The following is a 24031-nucleotide window of genomic DNA, read 5'->3' as shown; positions in this document are numbered from 1 at the left end:
CGACTCAATCCACCAGCAGGTCGCGGCACGCTTCGATGGCGCGTGCCGCGTCCGCAAGCATCGCATTGACCAGACCCAGCGAGCAGCCCAGTTGCACGGCAATCTGACGCTGGGTCATGCCGCGCGTGCGCGATAGCTCGTAGGCCTGACGCGTGCGCGTTGGCAGCTTCGAAAGGTTGTGCTCGATGGCGGCAAGGATCTCGGCGTCGAGCAACAGCTTTTGCGGGGTCGCATGCGTGGGCTGGTCGATATGCTCCACCTCGATATCGAAGATGCGATACGTGGCCTCGAGGGCCTGACGGCGGCAGTGATCGAGCGCGAGGTTGCGCACCACCTGACAGCAATAGCAGAACGGGCGCTCGACATTGCGCAGGCGTTCGGCGTCGGCGATGCGCAGCCAGGCGTCCTGGACGATATCGTCGGCGGTTTCCGTGCTGCGAACGATGCCTTGAGCGATCCGGCGCAACTGCGCCCGGTTATCGATAAATACTGCGGCAAGCGTCTGGCAAGGTGCGAGCATCGACATTGACAGTGTCTCCGTGTCATTTTCGCCAATGTAAAGGCGAATGAGAATCATTGCCAATGATGTCACATTTCTTGCCTTTCCCGTAACCGGCATCGCAAATCGCCTAGGGAACGGAGGGGAATTCGATCGCTGACTTGCCAGCGCCTTATTCCCACCCCCGCCCCCCTGCCTGCCTTATGCCTCGATCGCGGCCTCCCCGAGGCGGGCGAAAGCCTCCAGCTCGCGCTGGTACGCGTCGACGAGCGCTTCCAGCGTGGCCGGCCGGAACATCGCGTCGCTGTAGATCCAGCTGATCGACAACTGGCCGTCATAGACCCGGCCCACGATCTCGATCCAGTTCGCGAGCGGCCCTGCCTCGTTGCGCATGGCGCCCGCCGCTTCCGTGGCCGGCGCGAACGCCGAGTCCTCACTGAAGGTCTGGTCGAACTGCCCCAGATAGTTGAACGTGATGCGCGGCTCGGCGCCGCGCAAGGCCGAACGGATCGCGCTGTCGGTGCTCAGGTAGCGCAGCACGCCATAGCCGATGCCTTTGCCAGGCACCGCACGGAGCGTGTCGCGCGTGGCGGCGATGGTGTCCTCGACGCTGCCCTGCCCCTGCGTCAGACGCACCGGATACGCACTCGTGAACCACCCGGCGGTAGCGCTGAGGTCGAGACCAGCCTCATCGCTTTCACGTCCATGGCCCTCAAGGTTGACGAGCGTGGCGGCGTGGCCGGTCCATTGGGCGATGACGCGCGACAGCGCGGCCAGCAGCAGCGACTCGATGCCGGTGTTGAAGGCAGCGGGCACCGCGCGCAACAGGCGGGCCGTGATGTCGCGATCGAATACCACGCGAGCCGAGGTGGTCTGGGCGACCAGCGCTTCCGCATCGGCGTTGTCGCGTGGCAAGTCGGCCGTGTCGCGCACCTGAGCTTGCCAGTAAGACGCCTCCGCCAGTTGCGCGGGCGATGCCGCCCTCGCCTGCAGATGCTCCGCCCATGCCTTGAACGGGACACTGAGCGGCGGCAACACGATCGATTCGCCTTGAGCAAGCTGGCGATAGGCGGTCTGCAGTTCATCCAGCAAGATGCGCCACGTCACCCCGTCCACGACCAGGTGGTGGATGACGATCAGCAGGCGTGCGCCGCCATCGGCATGGCGCATATGCAGGACGCGCCAGAGCGGACCATTCTCCAGATTCAGGCTGCGTTGCGCGGCATCACTCGCCGCGGCGATGTCGTCGGCATTGGCGACGTCGCGCGTCCACAGCACGCCCTCGGCATCCTGCGTGGCATAGCGCTGCGCCCATGTGCCGTCGGGCTGTTGCGCAAACCGCAGGCGCAACGCGTCGTGGCGTTGCGCGATGCATGCCGTCACCTGCTGCAGATGCGCATCGACGAGCGGACGCTCCGCGCGCAGCAAAACGGACTGGTTGTAATGATGGCGGTGCGGAATCGACGTTTCGAAGAACCACGCCTGAATCGGGATCAACGGGACCAAACCTTCGGCGCGGCCGGTCACAATGGCCACCGCTGGCTGCGCTTCCTCGCGCGCCATCAGCGCCACGATGGTCTGGTGGCGCATGAGGTCGCGCAGACTGAGCGCGATGCCCAGCTTGGCATTGCGCACGCGCGAGATGACCTGCAGGCTCAGGATCGAGTCGCCGCCGAGTTCGAAGAAGTTGTCGGTAATCCCAACGCGCTCGACGCCTAGCACCTGTTGCCAGATCTCGGTCATGCGCTGTTCGACGTCGTTGCGCGGCGGCTGGTAGACCGCCTCGGCCTTGACCTCCGGCTCGGGCAGCGCGGCGCGGTCCAGCTTGCCGCTGATCAGGCGCGGCAACGCGGGCAACACCATGATGTGTGCGGGCACCATGTATTCGGGCAGGCGCGTGGACAGTTGCGCCCGCGCGCGTTCCACCAGATCGCCGCTCGTGATGCCAGACAGTGGCACGAGGTAGGCGACGAGCTGGTTGCCCGACGGACCGCTGCGGGTCACCACGGCCACATCGAGCACGCCGGGCACTTCACGCGCGCGCGCCTCGATTTCGCCAAGCTCGATGCGGAAGCCCCGCACCTTCACCTGATGGTCCGCGCGACCGATGTACTCGACATTGCCGTCCTCCATCCAGCGCACGAGGTCGCCGGTGCGATAGAGCCGGCCACCATCGGTGGAGAACGGGTCGGCCACGAAGCGCTCCGCGGTCAGGTCCGGACGCCGCAGATAGCCACGCGCCACGCCTTCGCCGCCGACGTAGAGCTCGCCCACGGCGCCGGGCGGCACCAGACGCAGATCTTCGTCCAACACCCAGTTCGTGCGCTCGCCCACGGGCCGGCCGATCGGCGCGTAGGCACAGTCGATCGCCTTGTCGGCCGGGGTCTTCCAGATCAATGGGGTGACCACGGTTTCCGTCGGGCCATAGCCATTGAGCATATAGCGCGGCCGCAGGGTCTGCCGCACAAGGTCGTAGGTGGCGCGCGGCATGGCCTCGCCACCGAACACGTAGACCTCGACAGGCGGGATGTCCGTGCGTCCCACCGCCCATTCGGCAATCTGACCGAGGTACGCGGGCGGGAACGCGACATGGGTCACGCCGTAGCGGCCCAGCGCGATATAGGTCTGCTCGGGCGTCCAGAGTTCGTCGTCGCGCAGCACGATGCTCGCGCCGGTGGTCAGCGCGGTAAGCCAGCGCTCATGCGCACCGTCGAACGAGAACGACATAAAGATCATCTCGCAGGACGAAGTGGTCATCGCGTAGATGCGTGACGTCGCGCGGCAATGCATGGCCAGCGGCCCGTGTGATACCGCCACGCCTTTCGGGCGGCCGGTGGAACCCGAGGTGTAGATGATGTAGGCCAGCCCATGGCGTGGCACGGCAATGTCGGGATCGTGGTCCGCCAGCGTGCCGGACTCGCCGTCGGCCAACGTCGCGTCGAGGTCCAGCACCGGCACCGTCGCGTCAGGCGCGAGTGCGTCGAGGCCGAGCCGCGCGCGGACAGCGTCCTGCGTGATCAGCAGCGCGAGCCGGCTGTCCCCAATCATGTACGCAAGACGATCCGCGGGATAGGCCGGGTCCAGCGGCACGTATGCCGCGCCGGTCTTCAACACCGCGAGCAACGCCACGATCATCTGCGGCGAACGCTGCAATGCCACGCCGACCAGGCTTTCGTGCGTGATGCCGCGCGCCAGCATCGCATGGGCGAGGCGATTGGCGCGCCGATTCAGTTCGCCGAAGCTGAGCGCATCGTCGCCCATGCGCACGGCGATGGCGTCGGGGCGCGTGGTCGCATGCGCGGCGATGGATTCATGCACCAGTGCGGGCACGGTGTCGGCACCCGGTAGCGCCAGCGCCTGGCGGCCCTGCGCCTCGAGCGACTGCGTGGCGTCAGGTGTCAGCCAGGTGAGCTCGCCCAGCGGCCGTTGCGCAGCGGCGCCGAACGCCGCGAGCACTCCGAACGCCGCAAGCAGCTGCTCCATCTGCGCGCGCAACGCCTCCGCGAAGGCGGAGGGAATCTGATGGCTCGCGCAGCAGTACTCGATCTCCATGCCACTGTCCTGCACGATCACCTGCAGGTCCACCGCATAGCCGGTCAGCGACTGACTGGCCACCGAGCCGAATTCCAGCCCATAGCTCGCGGCATTGCGCAGCGTTTGCGAGATGGGATGGTTCTCGAACACGATGATGGTATCGAACAGCGGCCGGCCCGAGGAGCCTTGCCAGCGCTGCACATCGGCGAGCGAACTGTGCTCGAACTCGCGCAGATTCAGGTTGAGGTCCTGCAACTCACGCAGCCAGTCGCCGAGCCGCGTGGCCGGGGGCATCGACACCGGTACAGGAATCGTATTGATAAACAGGCCCATCATTTCCTGTGACCCGGCCAGCGACGGCGGACGGCCGGCGACCGTGGCGCCGAACACCACCTGCCTGCGGCCCAGATGACGTTGCAGCGTGAGCGCCCAGGCGGCCTGCACCACGGTATTCATGGTTACGCGTTCGCGCCGGGCAAAGTCCTGCAGCGCGCGTGTGGCGTCGGGCGCCAGATGCGTATAGATCTTGTCGTAGGCGGGCTCTCCCTGCGGCGCACGCACTGCCTCCGCCAGCAGTGTCGGGCCCTCGACCTCACGCAGCGTCTGGCGCCAGAACGCTTCGGCCACGGCAGGGTCCTGCTCACCGAGCCAGCGCACGTAGTTGCCATAGCCCGGCGCCAGTTCGCCCAGTGCCTCGCCCGCGTACGATTGCAGCCATTCGCCCATCAGGCGCGTCTCGCCCCAACCGTCGAGCAGCATATGGTGCTCGGTCCAGATGATCTGGTACTGGTCGTCGTCGAGCCTGACGACACACACGCGCGACAACGGCGGCGCCTGCAGCGAGAAACCGCGACGCAACTCCTCGTCGGCGAGCGTGGTCAGGCGTGCTTGCACGTCCTGCATATCAGCCTGCCCGCGCCAGTCGAGCAGCGTGATGCCGGTGGCAACGTCGCGGCGCACCACCTGCACCGCGCGTGCCATGCCTTCCTGCCAGACAAACGCGGTGCGCAAAATCGGATGACGGCGCACCATCGCGAGCCAGGCGGCCTCCAATCGCGCGGGATCCAGACCGCGCACCGGCACGCTACGCTGATTCATATAGAGACCGCTGCCGGACGCCTCCAGCGTATGAAACAGCATGCCCTCCTGCGTCGGGGACAATGGGTAGACGTCTTCCACCTCGTCGGCGCCGAAATCGAGGCCGGCGATCTGCGCTGGCGTCAGGTAGTCGGCCAGGTGTCCGCGCACCACTGCGGGTGCAGGGGCAAGGCCTTCGGTATCGTTCCGTCGTTGCACGACGGTGGCCAGCGCGGCCACGCTTTGCTGCTCGAACATCTGGCGCGGCGTGACCGCCCAGCCAACCAGTCGCGCACGCGACACGATCTGCAGGCTCAGGATCGAGTCACCGCCGAGTGCAAAGAAATTGTCGTGACGACCAACTGCGTTGAGGCGGAGTACATCGACCCAGATTGCGGCGAGCGCTTCTTCCACTTCACCCTCCGGGGGTTCGGACACCGTCTGCACCGCATCCGCCGCCGGCAGCGCGTGCCGATCCACCTTGCCGTTCGGATTCAGCGGCAACTTCTCCAGCACCATCAGCGGCGCCGGCACCATGTACTCGGGCAGCACCGCTGCCAACGCCTGACGCAGGACGTCGGCATCGAGGCTGCTGCCCGGCTGTGGCGATACGTAGCCGACCAGCCGCAGGCCGCCTCCCGGTGCCGGCTGTGCGAGTGCCACCGCTTCGCGTACGCCCGGTTGCGCCAGCAGGCGCGCCTCCACTTCCCCGAGCTCCACACGGAAGCCGCGAATCTTCACCTGATGGTCGATGCGCCCCAGATATTCGAGCTCGCCCGCGCGCGTCCAGCGGACCAGATCACCGGTGCGATACAGACGTCCTCCCGCTGTATCGAATGGGTCCGCCACAAAGCGCTCGGCACTCAGCCCCGCGCGGCCCAGATAGCCGCGTGCCAGCAGATCGCCGCCGATGCAGAGTTCTCCCGCCACGCCAGCAGGTGTCGCCTGCAACTGTGCGTCGAGCACGTACACACGACGCCCAGACAGCGGCGTGCCAATCGGCATCTGCACCGGCAGCGGCGCACCTTCAACGTATGGCGCGCAATCGAGCACTGTGGCCGTTACCGTGGCCTCGGTCGGGCCGTAGGTATTGAGCAGCTTCACGTGACCGAGCCCCGCTTCACGCCACGCCCGCAGGCCCTCCGGCGGCATTGCTTCGCCACCGGCGTGCACCTGCCGCAGCGCGCCGTAGTCGCGTCGGCCCTGCCGTGCGAAGTCCTGCACCAACAGGAACCAGTAGGCCGTCGTCAGATCGACCACGCTGATGCGCTGCTGGATCAGGCGCTGATAGAACGTCTCGCTATCCCACAGCTGCGGGCCGCGCAACACCACGGCCGCACCCGCGCACAATGGCGGATAGAGCTGCTCGACAAAGCCGTCGAAGTTCAGCGTGGCGAACTGCAGCATGCGGTCCTGCGCGGTCAGGCCGAAGAAGCCGATCGAGACCTGCGCATGCTCGGCCAGCGCGGCGTGGGAGATGCCCACACCCTTGGGACGGCCGGTGGAGCCCGAGGTGTAGATCACGTAGGCGAGCTGGTCCGGGTGGACCGCGACATCCGGATCGTGCTCGTGCGGGTATTCCAGCAGCTTGTCGAGATCCAGCAGATTGGCTCGCGGCAAACGGTCGCGTACCGTGCTGTCGGTGATCAGCCAGCCGATACCGCTGTCCTCGACCATATAGGCCAGACGCTCGGCCGGATAGTTGGGGTCGAGCGGTACATAGGCCGCGCCTGCCTTGAGGATGCCGAGCAGTGCGACCACCATATCGGCCGAGCGCGGCACGGCCAGCCCTACGCGCGTGTCCGCACGCACGCCCTGCGCGATCAACGCGTGCGCGACGCGATTGGCACGGCGATTGAGCGTGCGATAGTCCAACCCTTCCGCTTCATCCTCCACCAGCACCGCCAGCGCATCGGGGCGCAGACACGCATGCACCTGCACCGCTTCGTGCACCAGCGGGATCTCGGTGGCACGAGCATCGTTGCTGCCCCACGTCGTCAGTTGCTCGCGCTCGTCCGCCGACAGCAGCGGTACCTCGCCCAGCGCCTGAGCCGGAGCGTCGGCCAGCGCCTGCAGCATGGCCATATAGTGGCTGCCGAGCCGGTCGATGGTGGAAGCGTCGAACAGATCGGCCGCGTAAGTCATGCGTACGCCGACAATGCCGCTGGCGCGCTCGACCGTATCGAGCATCAGTTCGAAGCGCGAGTCCGTTTCCGTGGCGCCGAGGTCGAACCCCGCCACATTGAGTTCGGGCAGATCGTGGCTCGGCTGGTAGTCCTCCTGCTGATGATTGATCAGGACCTGAAACAGCGGATTCGCGGAGAGTCCACGCTCGGGGCGCAGCACGTCCAGCAGTGTGTCGAACGGCAGATCCTGATGCGCCTGCGCCTCCAGCACGCCGTTCAGGGCCTGATCGAGGACCGTCTCCAGCGGCATGTCCGCACGCAGCTTGTTGCTCAACACCTGCGTATTGACGAAAAACCCGACCATGCCCGCGACTTCCGCGCGCTGGCGGTTGGCGACCAGCGTGCCCACGCGGATATCGTGCTGTCCGGTGTAGCGATGAAGCAGCGCCTGCAGGCCGCCGAGGAGTGCCGCGAACAACGTGCCGCCGCTCTCCGCCACGCGCTGGCGCAACGCGGCCACCAGTGGCGTGGGGATATCGAACGCATGCTTGGCGGCACGATAGCTGGCCGCGGCGCGGCGCACATGATCGGCCGGCAATTGCAGCACAGGATGCTCGTTACCCAGTCGCGCCTGCCAGTACGCGAGCTGACGATCGCGTTCACCGGCTTCCAGCCAGTTGCGCTGCCACAGTGCGAAGTCAGCGTACTGGACGGGCAAGGCCTCCAGTTCTGCCGCGGTCCCTTGCACGCGCGCGCGGTAAAGCTTCACGAACTCGTCGACGATGATCTGCATCGACCAGCCATCCGAGATGATGTGGTGCATGGTCACGACCAGCAGATGCTCGTCGTCCGCCAGGCGCAGCACGGCCACACGCATCAGCGGCCCTTGCCCGAGATCGAACGGTTCCCGCGTCAGGCGCAATGCCGTCTCACGTGCCTGCGCTTCCCGCTCGCTCGTCATCACATGACCCAGATCCAGCCGGGCCACTGGCAATGTCACCGCGGGCTGGATCACCTGCTCCGCTAGCCCATCGGCGCCGGCACGAAACACCGTGCGCAGCGATTCGTGGCGCGCGGCGAGGGCCTGAAAGCTGGCCTCGAGCGCGTCGATGTCGAGCCGGCCGCGCAGGCGCAGCGCACCGGCGATATGGTATGCGGCGCTGCCGGGATCGAGCTGCCACAGGAACCATTGCCGTTGTTGCGCCGAGGACAGTGCGAGTCGTTCCTCCGCGGGCGCAGGGACGATGGGCAGCAGGCCGAAGTCGATACCCTGACGGCGCAGCGCGGCGAGGAATTCCTTGCGTTTATCGGCGGGCAGCGCGATGAATCGTTCGGCGAGGGCCTGTTTCCGTGGGTCCATTCAATTCTCCAGAGAGGCAAGGAGATCGTCGATCTCGTTCAGACCGGCCGCTTCCGTGGCGGCACCTTCGGTCAGATGGGCTTGCAGGACGCCGGCCAGACGGCTCAGCGTCGCGTGTTCGAAGTAGGCTTTGAGGGGCAGATGTCCGCCGAGCGTGCGCTGCACGCGCGACTGCGTGTGCAGGACGGCGAGCGAATGACCGCCGAGCGCGAAGAAGTTGTCGTGACGGCCGACGGCAGAGACACCGAGTACATCGGCCCAGATTGCGGCGAGCGCTTCTTCCACTTCACCCTGCGGGGGTTCTGACACCGTCTGCACCGCGTCCGCCGCCGGCAGCGCGTGCCGATCCACCTTGCCGTTCGGATTCAGCGGCAACTTCTCCAGCACCATCAGCGGCGCCGGCACCATGTACTCGGGCAGCACCGCTGCCAACGCCTGACGCAGGACGTCGGCATCGAGCGTGCTGCCCGGCTGTGGCGATACGTAGCCGACCAGTCGCAGGCCGCCTCCCGGTGCCGGCTGCGCGAGTGCCACCGCTTCGCGTACGCCCGGTTGCGCCAGCAGGCGCGCCTCCACTTCCCCGAGCTCCACGCGGAAGCCGCGAATCTTCACCTGATGGTCGATGCGCCCCAGATATTCGAGCTCGCCCGCGCGCGTCCAGCGGACCAGATCGCCGGTGCGATACAGGCGACCACCATCAGCATCGAATGGGTCCGCCACAAAGCGCTCGGCACTCAGCCCCGCGCGGCCCAGATAGCCGCGTGCCAGCAGATCGCCGCCGATGCAGAGTTCTCCCGCCACGCCAGCAGGTGTCGCCTGCAACTGTGCGTCGAGCACGTACACACGACGCCCAGACAGCGGCGTGCCAATCGGCATCTGCACCGGCAGCGGCGCACCTTCAACGTATGGCGCGCAATCGAGCACCGTGGCCGTTACCGTGGCCTCGGTCGGGCCGTAGGTATTGAGCAGCATCACGTGATCGAGGCCTGCTTCACACCAGGCCCGCAGGCCCTCCGGCGGCATCGCTTCGCCACCGGCGTGCACCTGTCGCAGCGCGCCGTAGTCGCGTCGGCCCTGCCGTGCGAAGTCCTGCACCAACAGGAACCAGTAGGCCGTCGTCAGATCGACCACGCTGATGCGCTGCTGGATCAGGCGCTGATAGAACGTCTCGCTATCCCACAGCTGCGGGCCGCGCAACACCACGGCCGCACCCGCGCACAATGGCGGATAGAGCTGCTCGACAAAGCCGTCGAAGTTCAGCGTAGCGAACTGCAGCATGCGGTCCTGCGCGGTCAGGCCGAAGAAGCCGATCGAGACCTGCGCATGCTCGGCCAGCGCGGCGTGGGAGATGCCCACACCCTTGGGACGGCCGGTGGAGCCCGAGGTGTAGATCACGTAGGCGAGCTGGTCCGGGTGGACCGCGACATCCGGATCGTGCTCGTGCGGGTATTCCAGCAGCCTGTCGAGATCCAGCAGATTGGCTCGCGGCAAACGGTCGCGTACCGTGCTGTCGGTGATCAGCCAGCCGATACCGCTGTCCTCGACCATATAGGCCAGACGCTCGGCCGGATAGTTGGGGTCGAGCGGTACATAGGCCGCGCCTGCCTTGAGGATACCGAGCAGTGCGACCACCATATCGGCCGAGCGCGGCACGGCCAGCCCTACGCGCGTGTCCGCACGCACGCCTTGCGCGATCAACGCGTGCGCGACGCGATTGGCACGGCGATTGAGCGTGCGATAGTCCAGCCCTTCCGCGTCATCCTCAACCAGCACCGCCAGCGCATCGGGGCGCAGGCACGCATGCACCTGCACCGCTTCGTGCACCAGCGGGATCTCGGTGGCACGAGCATCGTTGCTGCCCCACGTCGTCAGTTGCTCGCGCTCGTCGGCCGAAAGCGCCGCCACCGCTCCCACCGCATGATGGCCTTCCTGCGCCAGCGCCTCCAGCAGACGCACCGTGTGATCGGCCACGCGCGCCGCGGTGGCATCGTCGAACAGCGCCCGGTCGTAGCCAAACTGCAGCGTCAGCGTGGGATCCGCAAACGCCGACACGGTCATCGGATAGCTGGTCTCGTCGCGGCGATGCGTAACGGTAGCCTGCATGCCGCCGGGCAGCGCTTCGCGCAAAGCCTGATCGACCGGATAGTTCTCGAACACCAGTACCGAGTCGAATAGCGCCTGGCCGCTCTGTCCACCCCAACGCTGAATCTCGTACAGCGGCGTGTGCTCGTAATCGCGCGAGGCAATATTCTGCGCCTGCACATCGCGCAACCAATCCCCCACGCGCTGGCCCGGTGCGGGCGCGGTGACCACCGGCAACGTGTTGATAAACAGCCCGAGCATGGTTTGCGCGCCAGCCAGTTCGCCGGGGCGACCAGCGACCGTCGCCCCGAACGCGACCGATGCCTGCCCCGTGTACCGTTGCAGCAGCAAGGCCCAGGCGCCCTGCACCAGCGTGTTCAGCGTAATGTGCTCGCGTCGCGCGAACTGGGTCAGCGCGCTCGTCGCGGCGTCGTCCAGCGCGCGTGTATGCAGCCCCTTGCCATGAGCCGCTTCGGCGGCGAGCGGCAGCGCCTTGGCCAGATGGGTGTTGCCCTGCAGACGTGCCAGCTGCGTGCTCCAGAAGCGGCGCGCGGCATCGGCATCCTGCGCCTGCAACCACGCGATATGGTCGCGATAACGTCCCTTCTGCGCCTGCAGCGGCTGGCCGGCGTACGCGCGCAGGACCTCGCCCATCAATTGAGAGGTGCTCCAGCCATCCAGCAGCAGATGGTGCCCAGTCCAGATCAGATGATGCGTACGGTCGCCGGTGCGGATCAGCACCAGACGAATCAAAGGCGGCGCCGACAGATCGAAGCCGCGTGCCAGTTCCGCGGCGGCGTGCGCCTCGAGCCCGGCCTCGCATTCCGCCGCGCCCTGCCCGCGCCAGTCGAGTTCCACAAGCGGCAGCGTGACGGACCGCGCGACCCATTGCAGCGGCGGCTCGCCGGGCAGGAAGCCCGTGCGCAACACATCGTGGTGCGCATATACCGCTTGCCAGGCGGCACGGAAGCGTTCGACATCGAGGCCCTCGAAGGCAAAGCGCAGTTGATTGAGGTACGCGGTACCCTCTGGCTCGAGCAGGCTGTGGAACAGCATGCCGGCCTGCATCGGCGACAGCGGATACAGGTCCGCCACCGTGCCCGCCGACATCGGCAGCGCATCGAGCTGATCCTGCGACAGTTGCGCCAGCGGGAAATCGGACGGCGTAACACCGTGCGCGCCATCGATGCAGTGCGCGATCAATGCGTCGAGGTGCGACTGGAACCGATCGAGCAGACCTTGCACGGTCGCGGTGTCGTGCAGCGCGCGGCTGAACGACCAGCTCAGGCTCAGTTGCCCGTCATGCACGACGGCGCCGATGTCGAACCAGGTCCGGCGCGCGCTGTCCGCCGCACGCTGCACGCCGGCATGCTCGCGCGCGGCACGCCAGACGCCCTTCGTGTCGAAGGTCTGGTCGAACTGTCCCAGATAGTTGAACGTGACCTGCGGATAGCCGAGGTCGCCGAGCATATTGCCGGCCTCGGTCATATAGCGCAGCACGCCATAGCCGATGCCCTTGCGCGGCACGCTGCGCAATTGCTCCTTCACGGCCTTGATGGTAGCGCCGGGTCCCGCGTTGCCGGGCGCGATCCGCACCGGGAACAAGGTAGTGAACCAGCCCACGGTGCGCGACAGATCGAGGCCGTCGTTGTCGCGACTGTTATCCAGCTCCTCTCGGCCATGGCCTTCGAGTTCAATCAGCACGCTCTCTCGCCCATCCCACTCGCACAACGTGCGCGCCAATGCCGCCAGCAGGATGTCGTTGATCTGCGTGCGATAGGCCTGCGGCACCTCGTTCAGCAACTGACGCGTGCGCGTCGCACCGAGCGTCACGCTAAGCGCGTGCGCATCGGCGACGTGGTTCGAGCCGCCGGCGATGGCCGGCAGGCTCGTGTTGTCGCCGGCGAGCGTGCGTTGCCAGTATGGCAACTCGGTCCGCAGTGTTTCGCTATTCGCGTGCGCCTCCAGCATGACGGTCCACGCGCGCAGCACGCCACCATTGCCTGGTAACTGCACCGCCTGTGCGGACTCGAGCTGCGCGAAAGCGGCCTGCAGATCTTCCACGATCACGCGCCACGACACGCCATCCACCACCAGATGGTGAGCGGCCAACAACAGTCGTCCCGACGATCCGAGATCCATCCAGACCGCCTTGAACGGCTGCGCCAGCGTGAGACTGCGCTGCGCGGTGCTGGCGGCTTCCGTGATGGCTGCGGCGGAGTCTTGCGCGGCGCGCAGGTCGAGGTGCTCGAACGCAAGCTGACCGATCGGCCCGATCGACTGTTGCCACCTGCCGTCACATTGCGCAAAGCGCAGACGCAGTGCATCGTGATGATCGGCCACATGTGCCACTGCGCGGCGCACCAGCGCCGCGTCGGCGGGGGCTGTGCTTTCCAGCATCAGCGACTGGTTCCAATGGCTGGCATTGGCAAACTGCTGCGCGAAGAACCAGCGTTGGACTGGCGTGAGCGGGAACCACTCGTCCGAAGTTTCGACGGTCTTGGCAGCGGGCGCCGCCGCGACGGGCGTGGCCACCGCAGCCACTGCGGCTACGGTCTGCCCTTCCATCAGTTGCCGTGGCGTGAGCTTCCACCCACGTCGACGCACACGCGCCACGATTTGCAGCGTGAGGATCGAATCGCCGCCGAGTTCGAAGAAATTGTCGTAACGGCCGATGCGTTCGACACGCAGGACTTCGGCCCATACCTGTGCGATGGCGGCTTCCGCTTCGCCTTCCGGCGCGGCAAAACTGTCGGCCTGCTGGAACGTGGGTTCCGGCAATGCGCGACGGTCCACCTTGCCATTGGCGTTGAGCGGCAGCGCATCGAGCGCGACAATCGCGGCAGGCACCATGTACTCCGGCAGGCGGCTGGCCAATTGCTCGCGCAGGCTGGCGGTATCGAGAGCGGTACCGTCCTTTGCGACAACGTACGCATACAGTTGCGCGCGTCCGTCCTCGGCATCGCGCGCGATGACCTCGGCCTTGCCCACACCGGGCAACGCCAGCAGCGCGAGCGCGACTTCGCCCAGTTCGACGCGATAGCCGCGGATTTTGACCTGATCGTCGACGCGGCCCAGAAACTCCAGGCTGCCGTCCTCGCGCACACGCACACGGTCGCCGGTGCGGTACAGCCGCTCGCCATTGCCAGTGGGGCTGGCGACGAAGCGCTCGGCGGTCTGCGCGGCACGGCCCTGATAGCCGCGCGCCAGACCCGCACCGCCCAGATACAGCTCGCCCGCGGCGCCAGGCGGCACCGCATTGAGGCCGGCATCGAGCACATAGGCGGCGTTGCCTGCGAGCGGACGGCCCACCGGCAGCGTCGCGGCGGCACGGTCGGCTTCGGCGGCTTCCTGCGTGAGAATGCCGACCGTGGTCTCGGTCGGGCCATAGTGGTTCATCACACGCGTGCCGGGGCTCAGCTCGGCGATGCGATCGAGCAGCGGCCAGCGCGTCGCTTCGCCGCCCACCACCAGCCGATGGCGCGGCAGCACGTCCTGCGGACGCTGGGCGCTCAGCAGCGCGTGTAGATGGCCCGGCACGATCTTCAATACATCCACCTCGTGCCGGCGCATATAGTCGGCAAAGCGATCCGGATCGAAGGCTCGCTCCGCGGCCAGCAGATGCAGCAGCCGGCCCGAGCAGAGCGCGCCGAACAGCACGGTATGCCCGAGGTCGGCACCCACCGTGGAAGCCATGGCCATGCTGCGCGCCGCCTCGGGCAGATCCATGCGCCGCAGCACCGCCTGCACGTAGTTGGCCAGCGCGCCGTGGCTCACGACCACGCCCTTCGGTTGTCCGGTGGAGCCCGAGGTGTAGATCAGGTAAGCGGCTTGATGCGGGTGAGTGGTCTGCGGTAGCGTTGCTGCTGCCGTTACCTCCCATGCCTGCCGCAACGACAGCACGGGAACGTCCGGCGCCCACGACAAGTCCTCCGCGTCGAGCACGATCGCGGCCTGGCTGTCCGCGATCTGATAGGCCAGACGTGCCTGCGGCAACGCGGGGTCGAGCGGCACGTAGGCGGCGCCCGCTTTCAGCGCGGCCAGCAGTCCGAGCACGAGTTCCACGCGGCGCTGCGCATGGACGGCCACGCGCATCTCGTGCCGCACGCCGTGCGCGCGCAATGCGTGTGCGAGGCCATCGCTCAGTTGGTCGAGTTCGGCGAAGGTCAGCTGCCGCATCTCGTCCGCGACTGACAGCGCCGTCGGCGTACGTTGTACCGACTGGCGCCACAGCGTGAGGACGTCGGCCGCCCAATCGGCGGGAGCGGCTTCGCCGGTCGGCCCGTTTGTGGTGTCATGCGTCAGCGTACCCAGCACGGCCTGCGGCCCGGCCGCAGCCATGCCCAGCAGCAGCGCTTCAAACTGGCCAGCGACGCGCTCCGCCATGGCTTCGTCCAGATGCGCGAGGTCGTGCAGATAATCGAAGCGCAACGTGTCACCAGTCTTCACCCGCAGCGTCAATGGATAGTGATTGCCGTTGACCGAATGCACGTTGTGGAAGCGCAGGCCGCTGTCCTGACGCGCGAGCGCTTCGTCGATCGGGTAGTTCTCGAACACGATGATGGTGTCGAACAACCCCTTCCCCGCAGCCCCCGCCGCGCGCTGGATATCGTGCAGCGGCAGGTACTCATGCTCGCGCGAGGCGGTGCCCTGGGCCTGCAACTGCGCGATCCACGTGGACAGCGGCTGGCCCGGATGGACCTGCGCCAGCACCGGCACGGTATTGATAAACAACCCGACCATGCGATCGGCGCCAGTCAGTTGCATCGGACGGCCGGCCGTGGTGGCGCCGAAGCAGACCGTATCGTGCCCGGTCAGGCGCTGCAACAGCAGCGCCCATGCGCCCTGGATCAGCGTATTGAGCGTGACCCGGCTGGTGCGTGCAAATGCGGTGAGCGCTGCGGTCTGGCTGGCATCGAGCGCGCGCGGATACTCGCGGTAGCCGGCGCGTGCGGTGGACTGCGGCAGCGCCTCCGCCACGCGCGTGGGCATGTCGAGCGCGGCGAGCCGCTCGCGCCAGTAGGTCTGGGACTGGCCGACGTCCTGCTGGCCCAGCCACGCGATGTAGTCGCGGAAGCGCCCCGTGAGCGCGGGCAGCGTGTGGCCGGCATAGTGGCTCAGCACCTCGCCCAGCAACTGCGAGGTGCTCCAGCCATCGAGCAACAGATGGTGATGCGTCCAGATCAGATGATGGCGATCCGCGCCCGTACGCACGAGCGTCAGGCGCATCAGCGGCGGCTGCGCGAGATCGAAGCCCTTGCTGCGATCGGCCAGAGCCAGTGCATCGATATCGGCTGCGCCGTCGTGCACAACCAGCGGTACCTCGATCTGTCGCGCCACCCATTGCAACGGCGTGTCGCCCGGCAGAAAGCCCGAGCGAAGGATCTCGTGCCGGTCGAAGGCGGCCTGCCAGCCCGCGCGGAACCGGGCCACGTCCAGCCCATCGATATCGACGCGCAACTGGCCTTGATAGGCACCGCTGGCATCGGCTTCGTACACGCTGTGGAACAGCATGCCCGATTGCATCGGCGAGAGCGGATAGAGGTCTTGCAGCGTGGCCGCCGGTACGGCAATGCGGTCGAGCTGCGACTGCGTCAGTCGCGCCAGCGGGAAGTCCGAGGGCGTGACACCCTGGACGCCACTGAGGCAATGCGCAATCGTCGCCTCCAGTTCGTGCCGGAAGCCTTCGGCCAGCGCCTCCATGGTGTCTTGCAGATACCGTGCGCCGCTGTAATGCAGCGTGAGCTGCAACACCTCGTCATAGACCTGACCATTGATGGCGATGTCGTGCATCAGCGCGGCGCCACCGTCCATCACGTCGCCAGCAGATTCCGCCGCGGGCTTCCACGCTTCGCCGAAGGCGGTGTCGAACTGGCCGAGGTAGTTGAACACGACCCGCGCGCGCGGCAGCGTGGCGCCTTGCGCGCGGAAGATGCCGTGGCCGATACCGTTGCCGGGCACCGCGCGCAGACATTCCTTGACGGTGCGCAGCGCGTGGCCGATCTCGCCGACGGGCTGCAATGCCACCGGGTAGAGACTGGTGAACCAACCGACCGTGCGCGAGATATCGAGATGGTCGAGATCTTCACGACCGTGACCTTCTACATCCACCAGCACGCTCGATTGCCCGGTCCACGCGCACAGCGCGCGCCCCAGCGCGGTCAGGAGGATATCGTTGATCTGCGTGCGGTAGGCGGCCGGCGCCTGCCGCAGCAGCGCTTCGGTGCTGGCACGATCGAGTTGCAGCGTCACGCTGCGGCGCGTGGCGACGATGGCGGCGCCATCGGGATGGTCGCACGGCAGCGCGGCCGGCACCGTTTGCAGGGACTGCCAGTAGGCGAGCTCGTCGCCATGACGGTCGGCGTAGGTCCGCAGCGCATTGCCCCAGTCCTGAAGGTTGGCGGTGCGTGCCGGCAGTGCAAGCGCCGCTGGCGGCGTGCCGGCCGTGCTCTGTGCATACGCGTGTTGCAGATCGTCGAGCAGAATGCGCCACGACACGCCATCCACCGCAAGGTGATGGATCGCCAGCAGCAACCGCTGCTCGCCTCCGACGTCGATCAGCAATGCGCGCAGCAGCTGTCCGCGACCGATATCGAGGCTGCGCTGCGCCGCGTTGCACAGTACGGGAACATCATCGATGCTCGCCGCCGTGCGTTGCCAAAGCAGTCCGGTGGTGTCGCTCATCTCGGCGCTCATCTCGGCGCTCACACACGTTTGCTTCCAGACCTCGCCCTCCTGCACAAAGCGCATGCGCAGCGCGTCGTGATGCTCGACCACCGCAGACAGTGCGCGCGCGAGAGCCCCGGCCTCGATCGGCGCGGCACTCCGCAGCAGCACGGCCTGATTCCAGTGGTCGCGCACGGGCAGGTCCAGCTGGAAAAATGCGGCCTGGAATGGCAGCAGCGGGACCTCGCCCTGCGCGGCGGTGTAGCCCGGCGCGGCGTGGCCTGACGCAACAGCCTCCGCAACCGACGCGAGCTGCGCCACCGTCTGGCGCTCGAACATCTGACGCGGCGTGATCTTCCACCCAGCGCGGCGCGCCTTCGACACGATCTGCAGACTCACGATCGAATCGCCACCGCGCTCGAAGAAGTTGTCGTGACGGCCGATCTGCCCGGCGCGCTCGACGCCGAGCACTTCCGCCCACACCGCCGCCAGCGCCTGCTCCACTTCGCCCTGCGGCGCCTCGTACGCGCGCGCCTGCGCCTGCGGCTCCGGCAGCGCCTTGCGGTCGATCTTGCCGTTGGCATTCAGCGGCAATCGCTCCAGCACCACCAGCGCGCCCGGCACCATGTAGTCCGGCAGCACGCTGCTCAGCCGTGCCCGCATCGTTTCGGCATCGAACGGCGCGCAGCAGGCGACATACGCGATCAGGCGCGTGCCGTCGCGTGCCACTACCACTGCCTCGGTCACCTCGGGCTGTGCCAGCAGTTGCGCCTCGATCTCGCCCAGCTCGATCCGCAGCCCGCGGATCTTCACCTGATGGTCGATGCGGCCCAGATACTCGATCTGGCCATCCGCGCGCCACTTCACCAGATCGCCGGTGCGGTACAGACGCTCGCCGGTCTGGAACGGATCGGCGACGAAGCGCTCCGCGCTCAGCGCCGGACGACCCAGATAGCCACGCGCGAGACCGATCCCGCCGAGGTACAGCTCGCCCGCCACACCGCGTGGGGTCAGGTTCAGGCTGCCGTCCAGCACATAGGTGCGGATGCCCGAGATCGGCTGGCCAATCGCTACCTGGCTCTGCCCGTCATCGCGGCAGGTCCAGTGCGTGACGTCGATCGCCGCTTCGGTCGGGCCATAGAGGTTGTACAGCGCGGCCCGCGGCAGGCGCGCGAGCACTTGCCCCTGCACCTCCGCTGGCAACGCCTCGCCGCTGCATACGATGCGGCGCAGGCTCGTGCAGGCTTCCACCCCGTCATGCGCCATAAAGGCACCCAGCATCGAGGGTACGAAGTGCAGCGTGCTGACGTCGTGCGCGCGGATCAGTGCCACCAGCCGGGCCGGATCGCGGTGGTCACCCGGGTTGGCCACGACAAGTCGTGCACCGATCATCAGCGGACAGAAGAACTCCCAGACCGAGACGTCGAAGCTGAACGGCGTCTTTTGCAGCACGGTGTCCTGCGCGGTCAGCGCATAGGCCTGCTGCATCCATGCGATACGGTTGCTCAGCGCGCCATGGCGATTGGCTGCGCCCTTGGGCTTGCCGGTCGAGCCCGAGGTGAAGATCACGTAGGCGAGGTGCTCCGCGTGCAGCGGCACCTGTGGGTCATGGTCCGCGCTATCGTCGTTATCTTCTAACGACAGCCACGCCACGCCCGGTTGCCGCAGATGCGGCTGGCCCAGCAGCAGCGTCATGCCGCTGCTCTCGATCATGTACGCGATGCGGTCGCGCGGATACTCGGGGTCGATCGGCACATAAGCGCCGCCGGCCTTCATGATGGCCAGCAGGCCCACCACCATCTCAAGCGAGCGCTCGGCGATGATGCCCACCGGCATATCGGGGCGCACGCCCTCCGCGATCAGACGATGCGCGAGGCGATTGGCCCGTGCATTGAGCGCGGCGTAGGTCAGCGACTGGTCGCCAAACACTACCGCCACCGCATCCGGTCGCGCACGCACGCGGCGCTCGATCTGGTGATGCACAGGTTCCACCGCCTCATGCACGGCGGTGTTCTCGCTCCAGTCGCGCAACAACGTCGACTCCGAAGCCGTGAGCAACGGCACCTCAGCCACCGGCGTTTCGGGCCGCTCGGCCAGCGCACGCACGAGCGCTTCATAATGCGTCGCCATGGCCGCGATCGTGCGCGGTTCGAACAGTTCGGCGGCGTAGCGCAGCGTCAGCTTCAGTTGTCCATCGTCCTGCTCGATGCTGTCCAGCACCAGCTCGAACTGCGCCGCCTGCTCACCTACCGCATGCGGCTCGACCGTGAGCCCCGAAAGCCGCGCCAGTACCGCGCGACTATCGCGCTGGTGATTGAACATGACCTGAAACAGCGGATGATGATTCAGGCTGCGCTCAGGTTGCAGCGCTTCCACCAGTTGTTCGAACGGCAGATCCTGATGTGCCTGCGCACCCAACGCGGCCTCGCGCGTCTGTGCCAGCGCCTCCGTCAGCGTGGTGCGCGCACCCAGTTGCAGGCGCATGACCTGCGTGTTCACGAAGAAGCCGACCACATCCTGCGTTTCCGCGCGATGACGGTTGGCAATCGGCACCCCCACCCGGATATCGCCTTGCGCGGTGTAGCGGCTCAGCAAGGCCTGGAACGCCGTCAGCAGCGTCATAAACAGCGTGGCGCCGTTGGCCTGCGCGGTACGGCTCAGCGCCTGCACGAGGTCGCGCGGCAGCGTCGCCTCATGCCGCGCTTCGCGATAGCCATCGGCGGCGCGACGCGGCGCGTCGGTTGGCAACTGCAGCACGGGATGCTCGTCGCCAAGTTGCGTGGTCCAGTAGCCCAGTTGACGCGCCTGCTCGCCGTCCTCCAGCCATTGCCGTTGCCAGACTGCATAGTCCGCGTAATGAAGTGCCAACGGCGGCAGCGAGGGCACGGACTCGCCCAGCTCCGCGCGGTAGCGCTGCACGAACTCGTCGACGATCAGGCGCATCGACCAGCCATCCGAGATGATGTGGTGCATGACCACAACCAGGATGTGATCGTTATCCGCGAGCCGGATCAGGCCCGCGCGAATCAGCGTGCCGCCATCGAGCGCGAACGGCGTCAGGGCGATGCGCGCCGCCTCCGCATTGGCCGCGATCAGGTCGACGGCGTCGTACGTGGTGAGGTCAAACACCACCTCCTCGCGCACGCGTTGCAGGGGCATGCCTTCGGCGTCGGCTTCGATGACCGTGCGCAGTGCCTCGTGACGTTGCACCACCGCCGCGAGACTGGCACGCAGTGCCGCCACGTCGAGCCGGCCACGCAACCTCAGGCCGCCGGCAATATGATGCGCGGTGCTGTGCGGGTCCATCTGCCAGACGAACCATTGACGCGTCTGCGCGTGAGACAACGGACGCGCGGCCGAGCGATCAGCTAGTCGAGGGATGGGTGCCTGCGCCGAAGTCGCAGCGACCGCCGCCTCGGGCTGCAGCACGCGCGACAGGTCCGCCAGCGTCTGATGCTCGAGCAACTGGCGCGGCAATACCTTGATGCCCTGCTTGCGCGCGCGGGCCACCACCTTGAGACTCAGGATCGAATCGGCGCCCAGTGCGAATACGTTGTCGGTCCGCCCCACGCGTTCCACGCCGAGCAACTCCGCCCAGATATCGGCCAGCGTCTGCTCGAACGCGTTGCACGGGGCTTCGTACGTCGTGCCGCTGTCGCGCGCGGGTTGCGGCAGCGCCTTGCGGTCGATCTTGCCGTTGGCGTTCAGCGGCAGCGCATCGAGCCGCACGATCGAGGCCGGCACCATATAGTCCGGCAGCAATGCGGACAAACTGGCGCGGATGCGCGTGGCCTCGGCATCCTCGCCGACCACGTACGCGCACAACATGATGCGGTTAGCGTCCCCCTCCGCACCGTCGCTGGCGGCCATCGGCAGAACTTCGGCTGCCGACACACCCGGCAACATCAGGATCGCGCGGCGGACCTCGCCCGGCTCCACGCGATAGCCACGAATCTTGATCTGATCGTCGACACGTCCCAGGAACGCGATGCTGCCATCGCCGAGCAGACGAACCTTGTCGCCGGTGCGATACATGCGCGCGCCGGGGTACTGCGGATGCGCGACGAAGCGCTCGGCGGTCTGCCCCGGGCGTGCGGCGTAGCCGCGTGCCAGCCCCGCGCCGGACAGATACAACTCGCCGGCGACGCCTTGCGGCACCGGATTGAGGTCGGCGTCGAGCACCATTGCCTGGATATTGGCCATCGGCCTGCCGATCGGCAGGCTCGCCACCACCCGACCCGCGTCGGCAGCCGGTTGCGTGAGCACCCCGACCGTGGTCTCGGATGGCCCGTAGTGGTTCATCACGCGGCATTCCGGACGCAATGCGCGTATGCGATCAGGCAGCTCCCAATGCGTGGCCTCGCCGCCCACCACGAGCAGCCGGCGTGGCAACACGTTGGCCGGCGTGGCGGCCTGAAGCAGCGCCTGCAGATGGCTCGGCACGATCTTGAGCGCGTCGATGCGATGCTCGGCCATATATGCGCCGAAGCGATCGGGGTCGAACGCGCGCTCGCGGGCGATCAGATGCAGCGTGCGACCGCTGCACAGCGCGCCGAAGAAGCTGGTGTGGCCGAGGTCGGCCGCCACGGTCGAAACCATGGCAAGGCTCTTTGCTTCGGCGGGCAGCTCCATCCGCTGCAATACCGCCTGCACGTAATTCGTCAGCGCACCACGCGTGACCGTCACGCCCTTGGGTTGCCCCGTCGAGCCCGAGGTGTAGATGATGTACGCAGCCTGGTTCGCATCCACCGCCGGCCACGACCCGGCCACCGCCGAAGGCGACGCCTCGAAGCCCAGTGCCATCACCGGCACCACCACCTGCCACGGCGGCGTCTGCGCGGCCAGCAGCAACGCGGCGCCACTGTTCTCGAGTTGATAGGCCAGCCGCTCGGCGGGCAGCTGCGGGTCCAGCGGTACATAGGTGGCGCCCGCCTTCAGCACGGCCAGCACGCCCAGCACGAACTCGCACGAACGGTCGGCGAAGATACCCACGCGCGCCTCTGTACCCACGCCGCGCGCCCGCAGCGCGCTGGCAAGGCTATTGGCATGCGCGTCCAGCATCGCGTAACTGAAGTGCAGATCTTCATGACGTACCGCGTCGCGCTGCGGAACGGTGCGTACGGCGTTATCCCACAACGCGAGCAGATCGTGCGCGGGGAAGGACTCCGTGGGGCCGCACAGCATCGGCTGCGCGCCCGGCACGCGGTAAGCCACCAGCGGCAGCTCGGGCGCCTGCATCGCCTGCTCGGCAATGCCGACCAGCGCGCGGGCGAAGCGCGCGATCGTCGCCTCGTCGAAGCGCGCGGCGGCGTAGGCCAGCACGCCCTCGATGCCATCGCCGCCATCGCCACCATTGCCACCATTGCCGCGATCGGTAAAGTCGAAGCTGAGGTCGAAGTGGGCGCGACCGCCGCTGAGTTCCTGCACGCGAATCTGCAGGCCACCAGCCGTGAGGGTCGACGGCCGATCTTCCTGTTGTGTGCATTTGACCTGGAACAGTGGATGCACGCCCGCTTGCCGCTCGGGCTGTAACGCATCGACCAATGCCTCGAATGGCAGGTCCGGATGCGCCTGCGCATCCAGCACCGTGTCACGCACACTGGCCAGCAGCGCGGCGAAGCCCTGACCGACGTCGAGCTGCGTGCGCAATACCTGCACGTTGAGCAGACATCCGACCAGCCCCAGCGTTTCCGCTTTCTGCCGGCTTGCAATCGGCGCGCCGACGCGCACGTCAGCCTGCCCGCTATAGCGATGCAGCGTCACCTTGAACAACGCCAGCATGACCATGAACAGCGACGCGCCCTGCTCCCGCGCAAATGCACGCAGCTGGTCGCTCAGTGCAACCGGCAGCTTCACCATATGACGGCCCTCCGCCAGCAAGGCATCGGCATGCTGGGTCGGGTTCGCGTGACGGGCGTGATCGAACGGCAGATCGATGGGCGGATGCTCGTCGCCGAGGCGCTCGGTCCAGTATGCGAGCTGACGATCGAGCAGGCCGGCATCGAACCAGTTGCGCTGCCACACTGCGAAGTCCGCGTATTGAATCGGCATCGGCGGCAACGGCGACAACGTCAGCGGTCGGCCGGCCACGATGGCCTCATACGCGCCGAGCAGCTCGTCGATCACGATGCGGATCGACCAGCCATCGGCGGCGATATGGTGAATCGCCAGCGCGAGCACATGCTGGTTGTCGCCTGTGTGGAACAGCGCCGCGCGGAACGGCGGGGCCGCGTCCAACTGGAACGGTGTGGCGCAGAACGCGTCGAGCTCGCTTTGCAGCGACTGCGCGTTGTCGCGCAGATCGTGATTTGGCATGTCCACAAGGGCTTCGGCCAAGACACGCTGCACTGGCTCACCATCGACGCCAGCCTCGTACACCGTGCGCAGAATCTCATGCCGCGCTACCAATTGGTTCAGACTGGCCAACAGCGCGTCGCGATCGAGCGCACCGTCAAGATGCAGCGCGCCGGGCAGGTTATACGCGGGGCTAGAGGGATCAAGCTGCCAGGTCAGCCACATGCCGCGCTGCGCATGCGACAGCGGTAGCGTGCTGGATCGATCGGCCGGCACGATCGGCAGTTCCGCCGCGCTCAGTCCGGCCGCCTCGAGCTTCTTCAGGAATTCCCGACGCGCCTGCGGCGCCAGCGCCGCGACGCGGCGGGCGATCTGCTGTGCTTCCAATGCCAT

Annotated in this window: 3 protein-coding genes; all 3 read right to left on the bottom strand. The window is 67.1% G+C overall.

Annotated elements, in window-relative coordinates; all coding sequences use genetic code 11:
• Window positions 1–4: 4 nt before the first annotated feature.
• Window positions 5–526 carry a sigma-70 family RNA polymerase sigma factor gene (locus LDO41_RS01715; protein WP_223981059.1) on the bottom strand — a complete coding sequence of 174 codons (522 nt, stop codon included), beginning with the start codon at window positions 524–526 and terminating at the stop codon, window positions 5–7.
• A gap of 174 nt (window positions 527–700) precedes the next feature.
• The gene (locus tag LDO41_RS01710; RefSeq protein WP_223981056.1) at window positions 701–8596 is read right to left on the bottom strand and encodes a non-ribosomal peptide synthetase; all 7896 of its coding nucleotides are present in this window, start codon (window positions 8594–8596) and stop codon (window positions 701–703) included.
• On the bottom strand, window positions 8597–24031 hold the full coding sequence (locus tag LDO41_RS01705) for a non-ribosomal peptide synthase/polyketide synthase (protein WP_223981053.1): 15435 nt from the start codon (window positions 24029–24031) through the stop codon (window positions 8597–8599). It abuts the gene before it with no gap.

Source organism: Cupriavidus pampae, assembly GCF_914271485.1.
In the GTDB taxonomy this organism is placed as follows: Bacteria; Pseudomonadota; Gammaproteobacteria; order Burkholderiales; family Burkholderiaceae; genus Cupriavidus; species Cupriavidus pampae.
The sequence above is the reverse complement of the archived record's forward strand: the minus strand, read 5'-3'. Positions and strand labels throughout refer to the sequence as shown.